The organism is Pseudozobellia thermophila (genome assembly GCF_900141855.1).
Taxonomy (GTDB): domain Bacteria; phylum Bacteroidota; class Bacteroidia; order Flavobacteriales; family Flavobacteriaceae; genus Pseudozobellia; species Pseudozobellia thermophila.
In genome coordinates this window covers 57049-71554 of the sequence record NZ_FQYU01000003.1, presented here as the reverse complement: position 1 = coordinate 71554, position 14506 = coordinate 57049, and the positions used below count along the sequence as shown (strand labels likewise).

The window sequence follows — 14506 nt, the reverse complement described above, 5'->3', positions numbered from 1 at the left end:
CAACATTAAAACAACAGCATGAAATTACTGGACACGAAAATTAAAAACAAGGTCTTGGAATCAATGATTTCCATTTTGGACAACGACCGGAACAAAATACTGGAGGCCAATAGAAAGGATTGCAGCCTTTTTTCCAAGGACGACCGGGCCATGTACGATCGCTTGGTGGTAGACAACAAAAAGATAGATGGCATGATCACATCCGTAAGGGAAGTAAGGTCACAAGAAGATCCTATTGCAAAGATCAAGTCTAAAAGAAGCTTGGAAAATGGCCTGCTCGTTGAAAACAGAACGGCACCTTTTGGAACCATTATGATCATCTATGAGTCCCGGCCGGATGTTACTGTAGAAGCCTCCGTACTGGCCTTTAAGGCCAATAACAAAATTCTTTTGAAAGGCGGCAAGGAAGCATTCAACAGCAACAAGGCATTGGAGGCCTGTTGGCACAAGGCCCTGAAGGAAAATGGGTTGGACACCCGATGGATACGGTTGCTTCACATGAACAGGGAGGAAACGCAAAGGTTTTTGAAAAGACCGCCCGAAAAATTGGATCTAATTGTACCCCGGGGCGGTGAAAGATTGATTTCCTTCACAAGGGAGCACGCCCAATGCGCCGTGCTGGTCAGTGGAAGGGGAAATAACTTTTTATATGTAGCTAGGGATGCCGATTGGGAAAGAAGCATTGCGGTTATCCTAAATGCCAAGACCCATAAAATATCGGCCTGTAACGCCTTGGATAAAATCTTGATCGATTCGGCCGTCCCCGGTTTTGAAGACAAACTAAAAGAGCTGTACAACACACTAAGGGCGAAAGGTGTTCTCGTCTATGTGGACAATAAGGTGGCCGATGTCTTACCAAACGCGGAAACAATTAAGGACGAAGCCATCTGGCACGAAGAATTCCTGGCCATGAAATGCTGCATAGGAAGCGTAGGAAGCCTCGACGAGGCCATTGAAAAGATAAATACCTTTTCGGGCGGGCATTCGTCTACCATAATGACCAAGGATAACGATAAGGCATTGAGGTTTATGGAACAGGTCGATTCCGCCGCCGTATACCATAATGCGTCCACGCGTTTTACGGACGGAGGGGCAATGGGGGTCGGTGCAGAATTGGCCATAAGCACGGACAAACTGCACCACAGGGGACCCCTAGGCCTGGAACAGTTGGTGACCAATAAATACTACGTATTTGGAAACGGACAGGTAAGGGTATAGCGATACCCCGCGCCCCATAGGCCATAAAAAAAGCCCCGGCGAAAATTTCACCGGGGCTTTTTTTTAACAACAATAACCTTATTACAAGGCAGCTACATGTTTAGCCAATTTGCTTTTTAAGTTAGCTGCTTTGTTATCGTGTATAATATTTCGCTTGGCCAACCTGTCGATCATACTAACCACACTGGGCAATAGGGCCTCAGCATCCTTCTTGTTCTCCTCCAAACGCAATTTTTTGATTGCATTACGAGTCGTTTTGTGCTGGTAACGGTTACGAAGACGAACCGCCTCGTTTCTTCTGATTCTTTTTAATGCTGACTTGTGATTTGCCATCTTACTTAACTTGTTATAATGTTTTTTTAAAAATCCTACTTCGCCAAACCTCTTCGAACTTCTTGTAGCCCGTAGGGGAATCGAACCCCTGTTACCAGGATGAAAACCTGGCGTCCTAACCCCTAGACGAACGGGCCAAAATGTAGGTTCCGAAACTAGACCGATAACGGCCCTATCAAAAACCCAAATGCACTAGTTAAAATTACTTTGTAGCCCGTAGGGGAATCGAACCCCTGTTACCAGGATGAAAACCTGGCGTCCTAACCCCTAGACGAACGGGCCATTGCTTTGTGCAATTGCGGATGCAAAAATACAATTATTTTTTACTATCGCAACAACTGATTATTCTTTTTTAATAAGCTTTTGCAAATAATACCCTTTTATTTGACGTTTTTCCCGTTACCATGCAGGTTCCGGCCTCATTTTTTCCATCTATGGGAATGCACCGTATGGTTGCCTTGGTCTCTTCCTTTATCCTGTTTTCGGTCTCCGGGGTCCCGTCCCAATGCGCGGAAATAAAGCCTCCCTTTTCTTCCAGCACGGTCTTAAACTCGTCATACGAATTTACTTCGGTAATATGCGATGCTTTAAAATCCAACGCTTTTTGGTAAATATTCTTCTGGATATCCTCCAACAGGAATTCGATTTTTTCCACCACCTTGTCCATAGGTACAATTTCTTTCTGCAAGGTATCGCGCCGTGCCACCTCATAGGTACCATTGGCCAAATCGCGTTGTCCGATGGCCAATCGTACGGGCACTCCCTTCAATTCATATTCATTGAATTTAAAGCCCGGCTTCTGGGTATCGCGATCGTCATATTTTACCGAAATCCCCTTGGCCCTGAGTTCCTTCACCAAAGGACCTACCTTTTCCGATATGGCATCGAGTTGCTCCAAGCCCTTGTAAATGGGAACTATTACCACTTGTATAGGGGCCAGTTTGGGAGGCAGTACCAATCCGTTATCGTCGCTATGGCTCATGATCAAGGCGCCCATCAATCGGGTAGAGACCCCCCACGAGGTGGCCCATACATATTCTTGTTTTCCTTCCTTGTTAGCGAACTTGACATCGAATGCCTTGGCAAAATTCTGGCCCAGAAAATGCGAGGTACCCGCCTGCAAGGCCTTTCCGTCTTGCATCAAGGCTTCTATACAATACGTTTCAACGGCCCCGGCAAATCGCTCGGTCTCCGTCTTCAGTCCCCTTATGACCGGCATGGCCATATGCTTTTCGGCAAACTCGGCATAAACGTTCATCATCTGCTCGGCTTCCTCGATGGCCTCCTCTTTCGTGGCGTGGGCGGTATGCCCTTCTTGCCACAGGAACTCGGCCGTGCGAAGAAAAAGACGGGTCCGCATTTCCCATCGTACCACATTGGCCCATTGGTTGATCAAAAGGGGCAAGTCGCGATACGACTGGATCCATCGACGATAGGTATCCCAAATGATGGTTTCGGAGGTCGGCCTTACGATCAGTTCCTCTTCCAACTTGGCATCAGGGTCTACGATAATCCCGCTTCCGTCATCGGCATTCTTTAACCGATAATGGGTCACCACCGCACATTCCTTGGCAAAGCCCTCGACATGGCTTGCTTCCTTGCTGAGATAGGACTTGGGGATAAACAACGGAAAATAGGCATTTTCATGACCCGTATCCTTAAACATTTTATCAAGTGCCGCTTGCATTTTTTCCCAAATGGCGAAACCATACGGCTTGATTACCATACAGCCCCGGACACCGGAATTTTCGGCCAAATCGGCACCTACCACTAATTCGTTATACCACTTGGAGTAGTCGTCCTTACGCTTGGTCAATTTTTTACCCATTCTCTGTAGTTTGGCACAAAACTTGTGTCTATGTTATCGAAATAATTGGGTAAAACTAGTTATTTTTACTATGTTCAACAATAAAAATTGCAACCATGATATATTCGTTACCCCTTCGAAAATTGCGCGCACTTGCCTTTATCGGTCTTTCGGGACTGCTATTGGCGTCTTGCGGTTCGTACCAATCGGCCTCGTACTACGACAACGATGGTATTTACTCCAATGATTATCAAGTGGGTGCCGAGAGACCTGTACGGCCATCGCAAGAGAAAGAGGAAGAAAGTAGCGATGTCTACGCCAATTATTTCGGTCAACAGGCCGAACTACTTGAAGGGGAAATTTTTACCGATATCGACTCGTACAGCAGCGATTCGGTAGAAAACGATAGTATTCCCGAGGGCCAGTTGACCGACTACTACGACAACCAAAACGATTATTCGGGCTATGCCGCTTGGGGCGACAACAGTACCGATGTCAATATCCACATCCACGATTACAACTACGGCTGGGCCGGATGGGGCTGGGGTTCCCCTTGGCTTTACAGCGGCTGGGGCTGGGGCCCCTACTACGGTGGATGGGGCTACTACAGCCCTTGGCGCTATAGATACAGACCTTGGGGCTGGGGCGGTTATTACGGCTTCGGATACGCAGGATTGTACGGATATTATGGCTGGGGAGGCTATGGAACCTGGTACCCCCCCTATGGCTATAACCATTATAGATACGGCCGAAGAAACTATGCCTACAACAGTACGCGTAGGGGGTACACCAATGCCATGGCCGGAAGCAGTTCGCGTTATTCCCTGACAGCCAACAACCGGAACAGGGTAGCCACCTCCCGCTCTACCGGGACCACACGGACAGGCGTAAGCAGAACCGCCACCTCCAGAAGGTATAGCGGTACCAATACAACGACTTCAAGACGCACCGTAGGTGTCGACCAAAACCGTTCGTATAGGACCAGTAGAAGCAGTAGGGTTACGCCCAATTACAACAGCTCGTCGAGAAGCAGCTCTACCTATAGGAGCTCCACACCCCGAACCAGTACGTATCGAAGCAGCTCGGCCACCAGCCGAAGCAACACCTATAGAAGTTCGAGCTCAAGAAGTTCACAGAGCTACAGGAGCTCGACTCCCCGTACCAGTACTTACAGATCTTCGGGAAGCACCAGTAGGTCATCGAGCTATAGCCCCAGTAGAAGCAGCAGCTCAAGTAGATCAAGCGGGGGTGTTTCGAGATCGAGTTCTTCAAGTAGCAGAAGAAACTAATGCCCGAAACTATTGCAACCTATTTCTTATCACCTAAATATCTCGAAATGAAAAGAGTATTCACTTTCATGGGGCTATTGGCATGCTTTTTTTCAAATGGCCAAAACATTGACGATGTATTGCGTTACGGAACGGAGAACCTTCAGGGGTCCGCACGGTTTCAAGCAATGGGCGGTGCCTTCGGCGCACTGGGGGGCGACATGTCGTCGCTGAACATCAACCCGGCGGGGAGTTCCGTTTTCAACAACAGCCTACTTACCTTTTCCGCAACCTATTTTCACGAAAATTCGGATTCCGATTACCGAGGAAGCCTCAACAGCGCCGATTCAAATACCCTCGACATCAATCAGATCGGGGGAGCCTTGGTCTTTAAGAACAGCAACACCGACTCCAATTGGAGAAAATTCTCCGTAGCCGTCAACTACGACCTCGTCCAAAATTTTGAGGGCTTTTCCATTTCGGGCGGTCTGGGAACCGAAGGCATAGATAATTACTTCTTGGATTATGCCGACGGAATACCCCTTGAACCCCTCAAGTTACGGGCCAATGAAACCATAGGCAACGCTTATTTGGATATCGGGGCCACCAACGGCCTCGGCTATGCCGGCCAGCAGGCATTTTTAGGCTTTCAGGCAGGCATTATCGAACCCGTGGCGGACGAAAACGAGAATACGGCGTATTATTCCAATGCCTCATATAGCGAATTGAACCAAGATTTCCGTCAGACCGCAAGCGGTTACAACAGCAAGTTCGTGGTCAATGGTTCAACGCAGTATGGCGACAATCTTTATATGGGGGCCTCCTTGAACTTCCATACCGTTCTATACGATAGGCTGAACCGGTACAGGGAGGACTATTTTACGACCGATAACGAATTGCGGACCCTCTACTTCGACGAACTATTGCGCACCGAAGGCACCGGGTTCTCCTTTAGCGCAGGGGCCATTGCCAAGATCAACCACGCCATAAGATTGGGCGCCAGCTATCAATCACCTACATGGTATCGGCTTAGTGATTCGTTCTCGCAGGGCATCGATTCCAATTACCCGAACAAGGACGCCAGTTTTAGCTATCTTGGCCTAAACGATTTTAACCTGTTCGATTATCAAATAAAGACCCCTTCAAAACTTACGGGAAGCATTGCCGCGGTGTTCGGCCTAAACGGACTGCTCAGTTTCGATTATTCGTACCAAGACATGTCGAAAGCGGAGCTAAGACCCACCAGCGATGCGGCTTTTGCCGACGAAAACCTATATATCTCGGAAGCGCTCGGGGGCGTATCCTCCTTTAGGGTCGGTGGCGAATACAAGATAAAACGGGTCAGCTTACGGGGCGGATACAGGTTTGAACAAAGTCCCTATGCCGATGGTAACTACGTAGGCGACCTTACGGCCCTATCGGGAGGTATCGGCATCAACTTCGGCGCCAGTAAACTCGATTTGGCGGTCAACCGTTCAGAGCAGGATGTATTGCAGTACTTCTTCTCTACAGGTATTACCACACCAGCCGTATTGACCCAAGTGAACACCAATGTTACCTTGAGCTATACCCTCAACTTCTAGGCCCCTGTTTCGAAGAAGGAACGGGGTTTGACCGAAGGCGGGAAGCTTACCGTTTTAAGGAGAAATTGGCCTTGGTGTTTTTGGCGACCACAACACCGTTGTCGTCTTCTTGGTATTCGAGCCTGAACCAGTAATCGGACGAAGGCATGGCCTTTCCGTTGTAGGTACCGTCCCAGTCGGTTGTCGAATCCAATTGGGCCAAGAGCTTGCCATAACGGTCGAAAATAAAAACCACAGGGTTGTCCAACCTTTCGATTCCCTTAATGTTCCAGGTGTCGTTGACACCATCGGCATTGGGCGTAAAGAATTTGGGATAGCCCAACACCAAAAACTCTTCGGGTTCCGATGTGCCGCATCCGTTCTTATCGTTGATGACCACCGTATTGATGCCCGGGGGGACATCGTTAAACACGGGATCGTCTTGAAACTCCCCATCGTTGATGGCGTATTCGTAATCCCCATCACCATCGACAAAAACCTCGATATTGTTCCTATCGGGATCAAGGGACAGGTTGGAGTTCAACAATTCGACCCGATCCAATACGGGAGTACCGTAAAACGTAATCAGGATATCGTCGGTAACGGGATTATTGGGGTCACTGGTCGTAATTTCTACATAGTACCTTCCCGATTCGGGACTGGGCACTGTAAATTGGGTAGCCGACGGACCCGAGCCCAGGGTTTGGTCGATCGTACCGTCGTCGTCGTAGTCGACGGACCAGGCCACATTTACGATATCGGGTCCGGCGGGCGAGTTCAGTGCGCTTAAGACAATATCGGGGTCGCCCTCGCAGGCGGTGATGTCCAAGCCGAGAAACTCGTCCCTCAAGGTACAATCGAGGGCATTGTTCGGATCGGCATCCACGGCACTGCCCGTAAACGTGAGCATGAATTCTTCGGGCTCGTCATCAAAATTGGTGTTGAAATTATTAATAAGGATGTAGTACACCTCCCCGGGCAGCACATCTAAATATTCATCGTAGGTATTCAGGTTTTGCGTGGTCGAGGGCACGCCTACCTGCCCGTCTTCGGGGTTAACGCCCAAGCCGGTAAACCGGGTACCGTTTACTTCATAGTTACAACGGATCGGCTGTACCTCCCCCGAACTGATCGCACTGCAATCTACATCGGGCCCATAAACGGCAAAATCCCATTCAGCGGTAATAGTGCTAGAGCCCGGAACCGGTAAGGCTTCGATATCAAAACCTATTTGGCCGCCCGTACCCGCGCGAAACACATACCATGAAGTGTTGTTTTCAATATTGGCACTACTTACGCTCCCCTTTTCCAAACATCCGGTTTCCGTGATGACCTCGGGGTCGAAATCGTCGATAGACCCACCTCCGTCGGCCCGTCCTAAAATAGGGGCGTCGGCACATACCGGTATGGCGGTTCGACAGTCTGGGGAGTTTTGGGCGTGCATCCCCCATCCGAAGAGAAACGCACAACTTAGGGCAAATAGAAGTCGCATAAGATCTGAGGCTATGAATAGACTTGTACTTAATAACTCTATACGACCCAATTTAGTATGTTTTAACCTAAGAAATGAGCCGTTTATCGATGAAAAACAGCCCTCTGGATTGCCGTTCGTCGAAATTTACAAATTCAAAAAACAGATGGTCGCAGCTCCAAGACCGATCAGCGTTTTAGGGAGAAGTGGTTATTGATGTACTTGACGGTAAGGGTCTGGCCATCGTCGTCGGTGTAAGTAAGCTTGAACCAGTAATCGGTTTCCGGCAGAGGCTCGCCGTTGAACCGGCCGTCCCATCCCTGATCGACGGCGCCCAGTTGGGCCAACAGCTTGCCAAAACGATCGAAGATATGCACAACCGGTGCCTTCAGGGTCTCGATACCCTCGACATGCCAATAATCGTTGGCCCCATCCGCATTTGGCGTAAAGAACCTCGGAAAGCCGACTACCACTATTTCCTCGCTGACAGACCCACAACCCTCGGGATCATTTACGGTTACCGTATGTAGGCCGGGACTGACGCCGTAAAACTTGTTTCCCTCCTGAAAGGGACCATCGTCCAAACGAAACTCAAAAAGGCCCGTTTCATTGGCAACAACGGTTACCGTATTATTGTTTTGAAGGTCTTCTATCTGAATATCCAATATTTGGGGCGGGTTTGATCGGATTACCGTAACGGTTCGCGAATCACTGCACCCCAATCCGGACTGATTGTCCGTAGCGGTCAAGGTATATTCACCGGGTTCGCTTACGGTTATTGTGGGCGTGGTTTCACCGTTGTTCCACAGATAGGAAAAATCGGTATTGGGCCGATCCTCGCCAATGGTGGCCGTATGGGACCCGCACAAATACGCTTCCGTGGCAAATTCCGACAAGGGCGATGCCCCATTTATGAGTTGAAAACTTTGCGAAGCATCAAAACAACTAGGGTTGTCGACCGAACTTACCCGAATATAAAGGGTCTGCGCGCCCACTTCCATCGAGTATTGCCTGGGCAGGCTGTTCGCCCCGCTGACGGCATCGGAAAGGGAAAGGTGGTAGCTTACCATAAAATCGGCATCGCTTTGGGCACCCAATGCCTCGGTATCCTTCTGCGAAAGGTCGTACACGCCAAGCCCCGAGCAAGAAGCATCGTCCGAAACGGGATGGGCGACCGGAACGGGCGAAAAATGCACCTGTACATCACTGTAAATAGCGCCCATGGGCCTTACCACTTCAACGCGGTAGTTGGCCGAAGCGGCGACCTGCAAGGTAGCGTTGTTCTCACCACTGATCACTTGGTAACCATTGCCCGGATCCATATACCAATTATAGGCCGTAGCATCTTGGGTAGTAGCGTCCAATACAACGGTATCCCCTTCACAAGCCGATATCGGGGGCCCCAGAAGATTGTCGATTATCGAACAATCGAGGGCATCGTAGGGATTGGTCTCAAAGATATGCCCCGAGAATTGAATTGAAAACCCCGAATTGTTGTTGCTAAAATTGTTGATCAATAAATAGTAGTCTTCGCCCGGCTCCACTTGAAGCCACTCCTCATACTGTACGTTCGTCTCTTCGCCAGAGGGGTCTTCCCCTACCCCGATAAAGGAATTTTGATCTTGGTTATCGAAAAAATTGCATCGGACCGGTTCTCCCAAATTCTGGCAATCATCGCTTCTGTACAGGGCAAAGTCCCAATCCTCACTGGTATCCACGCCGATATTAAAGCCCAATTGGCCCGAGGCCCCTGTTCTAAAACGGTACCATGCAGAGTTCGATTCTATGGTTCCGTCTATGGCCTGTTCCAAACATCCGCTCGATTCGGCACCGCTAAAATCGTCGACCCCCAGACCATTGGTGCCGCCGTTAACAGGGGTATCGTCGCAAATACGAATGGCACTGGAACAATCTGCCGAAACCTGGGCCATGGCCCGGGAGACTCCAAGAATGGATATACAAAATAGAATAAGTTGACAACGGCGCATAGGTAGGTCCAACTTTAGGGAGGTATAAACTTAAGGCCAATCCAACCTTAACACCAAATTATGTTGTGTATGGCCCCATATGGCATATAAAGTGCCATATAATGTATATCTTTGCTGTCCGTTTTGTTTCAGGTCGCCCTCGAAGTGGCAAGGGATCGTTTTACCGGACGTAACTTCGTTGTACTAAACGACTTGGGGCGGAAAAGAATTCAGCAGATGAAAATTGACAGTACTTTGGATAAGCAATTTGAAGAGATGGGAAACGACCACGTTTCCACATCGGAAGACACTCCCTTACGAAGTGATGCCTTTGTTTTGAGTGATAAGGAAAAAATCGAGCGGATACAGGAGAATATCAGGGAGGTTATGCTTACCCTTGGCCTTGACCTTGATGACGATAGCCTCAAGGGAACCCCCAACCGGGTGGCGAAGATGTTCGTAAACGAAATTTTTGGCGGACTACATCCTGACCGAAAACCAAAATCATCGACCTTTAGCAACAAATACAAATACGGGGAAATGTTGGTCGAGAAGAACATTACCCTGTATTCGACCTGCGAACACCATTTATTGCCCATCGTGGGCAAGGCCCATATTGCCTATATCTCGAGCGGCAATGTGGTCGGCCTCTCCAAAATGAACCGTATTGTCGATTACTTTGCCAAAAGGCCCCAGGTACAGGAGCGCCTGACCATCCAGATCGTCAGGGAACTCCAACGGGTTTTAAAAACGGAGGATGTCGCCTGTGTCATCGATGCCAAACACCTTTGTGTAAACTCGCGGGGTATCCGCGATATCGATAGTAGCACGGTAACCGCCGAATATGGCGGCAAATTCAAGCAAGAGGCCGTGCGACGCGAATTTTTGGACTATATCAACATTGACACCAACTTCTAATCGTTTTTAGATTCAAATGCCACTTTACGAAAGCCAGGTTTTACGAATATACAACTCCCTTACCGGTAAAAAGGAAATTTTCAAACCCATAAACGAAGGGCATGTAGGCATGTATGTGTGCGGTCCGACCGTTTATAGCAATGTTCACTTGGGCAATTGCCGCACCTTTATGTCATTTGACATGATCTTTAGGTACCTGAGGCACTTGGGTTACAAGGTAAGGTATGTTCGCAATATAACCGATGCGGGGCATTTGGTCGACGATGCCGAGGATGGCGAGGATAAAATCGCCAAAAAGGCGCGTATAGAAAAGCTGGAACCCATGGAGGTGGTCCAGCGTTACACCCTAGATTTTCACAACATTCTCGAAAAGTTCAATTTTTTGCCCCCAAGTATCGAGCCCACCGCAACGGGGCATATTATCGAGCAAATCGAGATCATAAAGGATATTCTTGCCAAGGGCTATGCCTATGAGGTAAACGGTTCGGTCTATTTTGACGTGGCCACCTTCAACAAAGACCACGAGTACGGTAAACTGAGCGGTAGAAAGTTGGAGGATATGGTCGCCAATACCCGCGAACTTGCGGCCCAGGACGAAAAGAGAAACCCGCAAGACTTCGCCCTTTGGAAAAAAGCGGAGCCACAACATATTATGCGCTGGCCCTCCCCATGGGGAGACGGTTTCCCGGGTTGGCACTTGGAATGTACGGCCATGAGCACCAAATACCTTGGCGAGACCTTTGATATCCATGGAGGCGGAATGGACCTCAAATTTCCGCACCACGAATGTGAAATAGCACAGGCCGAAGCAAGCTACGGCCAGCCCCCCGTAAAATACTGGATGCACGCCAATATGCTTACCCTCAACGGCAAGAAAATGGCCAAGTCGACCGGCAACAACATTCTGCCGGGAGAGATCTTTACCGGGGAAAACGATATCTTGAGCAAGGCCTTCGCCCCTTCCGTAGTCCGGTTTTTTATGATGCAGGCGCACTACACCAGCATACTCGACCTTAGCAACGATGCCCTATTGGCCTCTGAAAAAGGTTTCAATAGGCTAATGGACGCCTATAACGCGCTGAAAAATTTGAACACCGGCACTACCAGCGACTTCAACGTAAATGAATGGAAGCAGAAATGCTACGATGCGATGAACGACGATTTCAATACGCCGATACTTATCGCCCATCTGTTCGACGCCGTCAAGCATATCAATCTTATAAAGGAAGGAAAGGAACAGATAACCGAAGTCGACAAGACCTTGTTGCTGGAGGCCCTGAACAGTTTTGTTTTCGATATTTTGGGACTTGAACAAAATGCGGGCACAAGTCAAGATACCGAAAAGCTGTCCCAGGTCGTGCAACTGCTTATCGATATGCGCAAGGAAGCCCGCGACAACAAAGACTTTGCCACCTCTGACAAAATACGCGATCAGTTGGCCGAAATGGGCATCCAACTTAAGGACGGCAAAGACGGAACGACGTTCAGTATCCAATAGCCCATGGCCATGGGCTACGGCCCATCCCTTTAAATCGATAAAAAAGAAGGTGAAAAAAATATTGATAGCCCCGTTCGTATTCTTGGTGAGGTTTTACCAACTTGCCATCTCTCCCTATACCCCCGCTACGTGCCGCTATTCGCCCACCTGTTCGCAATATACCCTGGAAGCCTTGAAGAAACACGGGCTGTTCAAAGGCGGGTGGTTGTCCATCAAGAGAATTCTAAGCTGTAACCCTTGGGGAGGCAAGGGATACGATCCGGTACCCTAATTTTTTCGCCCCTGGTTTGGAGGCAGCCCAAGAAAGGCCCAAGGCATTTTTTTCGCACACATAAAGCCCAAAACTTTACGCAAGCCCTAAGCGAAATTCTTATCTTAGCGAACCAAAACCAAATACATGCATTATTTAGGTATTATCTGGAATCCGAACGAAACGCTCTTTTCCCTGGGGCCCCTACAAATCAAGTATTACAATCTTTTATGGATCATTGCCTTTGGCATGGGGTGGTTTTTGATGAAGCGGATTTTCACCAATGAGAAAAAAACGGTCGAACAGCTCGATTCGTTGTTCATCCATACCGTCTTGGCCACCATGTTGGGCGCCCGGTTGGGACATGTTTTCTTTTACGACTGGCCCTACTACAAAAATCACTTGTTGGAAATATTACTGCCTATCAGGGAGAGCGCCAACGGTACGCTTCTCGGCTTTATAAACGGCTATGAGTTTACCGGGTTTACCGGGCTTGCGAGCCACGGGGCCATCATCGGGGTGCTGATCGGCACCTACCTGTACGCCAAAAAATATCCCGATATGAAACCCTTATGGCTGTTGGACCGTATGGTGGTCCCGTTTGCCATCGGCGCTTTCTGTGTAAGACTGGGCAATTTTTTCAATTCGGAGATCAACGGTAAGGTTACCGATGAGTCGTTTATATTCGCCACCAAATTTATCCGCGACTCAGACGACATGCACCCGTCAAAAGCCTTGAACATTACCAAGGAAAAGACGGTCAATGCCGCATATAACGCCATTGAGAACAATCCTAAGTTCGCCGAATACCTAGACCAGATACCTTACCGCCACCCGGCACAGCTTTACGAAGGCGTTGCCTATATTTTTGTATTCGCCATTTTGTATTACCTCTATTGGAAGACGGACAAGAAAGACAGAACCGGTTACCTGTTCGGTGTTTTCTTGGTGTTGCTTTGGACCATCCGTTTCTTTGTCGAGTACGTCAAGAAAAGCCAAGGCGGATTCGAAGAGTCGCTCGGCCTATTATCTACCGGCCAGTGGTTGAGCATCCCCTTTATCTTGGTCGGCCTTTATTTTATGTTCCGACCGCAAAAATCGTAATTCAACCGAAGGGACACTTACACGGCCCCTTCCCATAATCTATTTAGGAAATGAGATCTCTTTTCGTATTGTTGATGCTGTGTATCGGTGTCAGCACCTTTCAATCATGCAAGAACGAACCCAAAAAGGTGGTCAAGACAGAAAAAGTAGTCTTTAAAAAGGAAGGCGAGCTACAAATTTTCAAAAAAGACACCGATTCCCTTCTAACGGAACTCGACATTGAGATCGCGGATTCGGAATACGAGACCCAGACCGGACTCATGTACCGCAACGGCATGGAAGACCACCAAGGGATGCTCTTCGTTTTTCCCGATATATCCATGCGTTCGTTTTACATGAAAAATACCGAGTTTCCCCTGGACCTGATCTTTATAAAGGACGATAGGACCATAGGCAGTTTTCAGGAAGACGCGCAACCTTTCGACGAATCGGGCCTTTCTTCAAAAGTACCCGTTAGATTCGTACTTGAGGTAAACGCAGGTTTGGTGGCCCAATGGGGCCTGCAGATTGGCGATAGTATCGCATACCAAAAGCAATAAGTCTTGGATCCCTTGCTCATGGACGGACAGGAAACGGAACGTTTGGTGTTCAGAAAAGTGCGTAGATCGGACTTTGACAGTTGGCTGCCCTTTCACGAAGACCCGCGCAGCTCGCAATATTGGAAGGGACTCCCCAAAGACCCCAAGGAAGCCTGCCAACAGCAGTTGAACAGGGTTTTTGAACGCTACGAAAACCATTTAGGGGGCATGAACGCCCTAAGTTCAAAAGCAAGCGGTAGGCTTATAGGCCTGGCCGGCCTGCTTGTGCAACACGTGGACGGCAGGGAAGAACTGGAAATCGCATATTCCATCCTACCCGAATACTGGTAACAAGGCTATGCTTCGGAAGCCGCCCGGCGAGGCAAGACCTATGCCACAAAGCATCAATTGCCCCCTTCTTTAACATCCATAATCCATGAAGCTAACCTACCATCTCAAAAAGTAGCGCTGAACAACGGTATGCACCTAGAGAAGACCACGACCTATAATACCAACCCCGTACATATTTTTAGAGTCTTTATATAAAACAAATACTTCTACTTTTAAGGGATAAATTGGAAGCACTCCATTC

12 protein-coding genes, 2 tRNA genes and 1 pseudogene are annotated in these 14506 nt (G+C 48.7%); 9 read left to right on the top strand and 6 right to left on the bottom strand.

The annotated features are described in order from the left end of the window. Nucleotides 1–18: 18 nt before the first annotated feature. Nucleotides 19–1218 carry a glutamate-5-semialdehyde dehydrogenase gene (locus BUB37_RS10225; RefSeq protein ID WP_072993020.1) on the top strand — a complete coding sequence of 400 codons (1200 nt, stop codon included), beginning with the start codon at nt 19–21 and terminating at the stop codon, nt 1216–1218. Nucleotides 1219–1299: 81 nt separating this feature from the next. On the opposite strand, the gene rpsT is transcribed toward BUB37_RS10225, so the two are convergent. The 4 genes from rpsT to proS all read right to left on the bottom strand — a co-directional run bounded on the left by rpsT (nt 1300) and on the right by proS (nt 3379). Beyond that, nucleotides 1300–1551, bottom strand: coding sequence for a 30S ribosomal protein S20 (gene rpsT, locus BUB37_RS10220; protein ID WP_072993017.1), 252 nt, complete (start codon nt 1549–1551; stop codon nt 1300–1302). Nucleotides 1552–1616: 65 nt separating this feature from the next. Further along, a tRNA-Glu gene (locus BUB37_RS10215) sits at nt 1617–1688 on the bottom strand. Nucleotides 1689–1761: 73 nt separating this feature from the next. After that, nucleotides 1762–1833 (bottom strand) — tRNA-Glu (locus BUB37_RS10210). A 70-nt stretch (nt 1834–1903) separates the two neighbouring features. Beyond that, nucleotides 1904–3379: a proline--tRNA ligase gene (proS, locus tag BUB37_RS10205; protein WP_072993013.1), complete on the bottom strand. Its 1476-nt coding sequence runs from the start codon at nt 3377–3379 to the stop codon at nt 1904–1906. Nucleotides 3380–3474: 95 nt separating this feature from the next. Here proS and BUB37_RS10200 point away from each other — a divergent pair, with 95 nt between their 5' ends. Further along, nucleotides 3475–4647: a hypothetical protein gene (locus BUB37_RS10200; RefSeq protein ID WP_072993010.1), complete on the top strand. Its 1173-nt coding sequence runs from the start codon at nt 3475–3477 to the stop codon at nt 4645–4647. Between the two features lie 47 nt (nt 4648–4694). Beyond that, nucleotides 4695–6209 carry an OmpP1/FadL family transporter gene (locus BUB37_RS10195; protein WP_072993948.1) on the top strand — a complete coding sequence of 505 codons (1515 nt, stop codon included), beginning with the start codon at nt 4695–4697 and terminating at the stop codon, nt 6207–6209. Between the two features lie 46 nt (nt 6210–6255). Here the strand turns inward: BUB37_RS10195 and BUB37_RS10190 are convergent, their stop codons facing one another. Both BUB37_RS10190 and BUB37_RS10185 read right to left on the bottom strand, forming a co-directional pair. Then, the gene (locus tag BUB37_RS10190; RefSeq protein ID WP_072993007.1) at nt 6256–7680 is read right to left on the bottom strand and encodes a T9SS type B sorting domain-containing protein; all 1425 of its coding nucleotides are present in this window, start codon (nt 7678–7680) and stop codon (nt 6256–6258) included. A 167-nt stretch (nt 7681–7847) separates the two neighbouring features. After that, on the bottom strand, nt 7848–9647 hold the full coding sequence (locus BUB37_RS10185; RefSeq protein ID WP_072993002.1) for a T9SS type B sorting domain-containing protein: 1800 nt from the start codon (nt 9645–9647) through the stop codon (nt 7848–7850). Between the two features lie 216 nt (nt 9648–9863). On the opposite strand from BUB37_RS10185, the gene folE reads away from it, so the two are divergent. The 6 genes and pseudogenes from folE (at nt 9864) to BUB37_RS22000 (ending at nt 14460) form a co-directional block, all read left to right on the top strand. Next, nucleotides 9864–10544 carry a GTP cyclohydrolase I FolE gene (gene folE, locus BUB37_RS10180; protein WP_072993945.1) on the top strand — a complete coding sequence of 227 codons (681 nt, stop codon included), beginning with the start codon at nt 9864–9866 and terminating at the stop codon, nt 10542–10544. A 16-nt stretch (nt 10545–10560) separates the two neighbouring features. Beyond that, the gene (gene cysS, locus BUB37_RS10175) at nt 10561–12042 is read left to right on the top strand and encodes a cysteine--tRNA ligase (protein WP_072992999.1); all 1482 of its coding nucleotides are present in this window, start codon (nt 10561–10563) and stop codon (nt 12040–12042) included. Nucleotides 12043–12091: 49 nt separating this feature from the next. Then, entirely contained in the window at nt 12092–12313 is a 222-nt protein-coding gene (gene yidD, locus BUB37_RS10170) for a membrane protein insertion efficiency factor YidD (protein ID WP_072992996.1), read from the top strand. A 126-nt stretch (nt 12314–12439) separates the two neighbouring features. Beyond that, nucleotides 12440–13396 (top strand): prolipoprotein diacylglyceryl transferase, encoded by a 957-nt coding sequence (lgt, locus tag BUB37_RS10165; RefSeq protein WP_072992992.1) that lies wholly within the window; start codon nt 12440–12442, stop codon nt 13394–13396. A 50-nt stretch (nt 13397–13446) separates the two neighbouring features. Continuing rightward, nucleotides 13447–13935, top strand: coding sequence for a DUF192 domain-containing protein (locus BUB37_RS10160; protein ID WP_072992989.1), 489 nt, complete (start codon nt 13447–13449; stop codon nt 13933–13935). A gap of 18 nt (nt 13936–13953) precedes the next feature. Beyond that, nucleotides 13954–14460: pseudogene (locus BUB37_RS22000) on the top strand (GNAT family N-acetyltransferase). Nucleotides 14461–14506: the final 46 nt, after the last annotated feature.

What these genes read in the sequence shown, in the direction of transcription:
- BUB37_RS10225 (WP_072993020.1), top strand. Translation starts at nt 19, where the DNA reads ATGAAATTACTGGACACGAAAATTAAAAACAAGGTCTTGGAATCAATG.
- rpsT (WP_072993017.1), bottom strand. Translation starts at nt 1,551, where the DNA reads ATGGCAAATCACAAGTCAGCATTAAAAAGAATCAGAAGAAACGAGGCG.
- proS (WP_072993013.1), bottom strand. Translation starts at nt 3,379, where the DNA reads ATGGGTAAAAAATTGACCAAGCGTAAGGACGACTACTCCAAGTGGTAT.
- BUB37_RS10200 (WP_072993010.1), top strand. Translation starts at nt 3,475, where the DNA reads ATGATATATTCGTTACCCCTTCGAAAATTGCGCGCACTTGCCTTTATC.
- BUB37_RS10195 (WP_072993948.1), top strand. Translation starts at nt 4,695, where the DNA reads ATGAAAAGAGTATTCACTTTCATGGGGCTATTGGCATGCTTTTTTTCA.
- BUB37_RS10190 (WP_072993007.1), bottom strand. Translation starts at nt 7,680, where the DNA reads ATGCGACTTCTATTTGCCCTAAGTTGTGCGTTTCTCTTCGGATGGGGG.
- BUB37_RS10185 (WP_072993002.1), bottom strand. Translation starts at nt 9,647, where the DNA reads ATGCGCCGTTGTCAACTTATTCTATTTTGTATATCCATTCTTGGAGTC.
- folE (WP_072993945.1), top strand. Translation starts at nt 9,864, where the DNA reads ATGAAAATTGACAGTACTTTGGATAAGCAATTTGAAGAGATGGGAAAC.
- cysS (WP_072992999.1), top strand. Translation starts at nt 10,561, where the DNA reads ATGCCACTTTACGAAAGCCAGGTTTTACGAATATACAACTCCCTTACC.
- lgt (WP_072992992.1), top strand. Translation starts at nt 12,440, where the DNA reads ATGCATTATTTAGGTATTATCTGGAATCCGAACGAAACGCTCTTTTCC.
- BUB37_RS10160 (WP_072992989.1), top strand. Translation starts at nt 13,447, where the DNA reads ATGAGATCTCTTTTCGTATTGTTGATGCTGTGTATCGGTGTCAGCACC.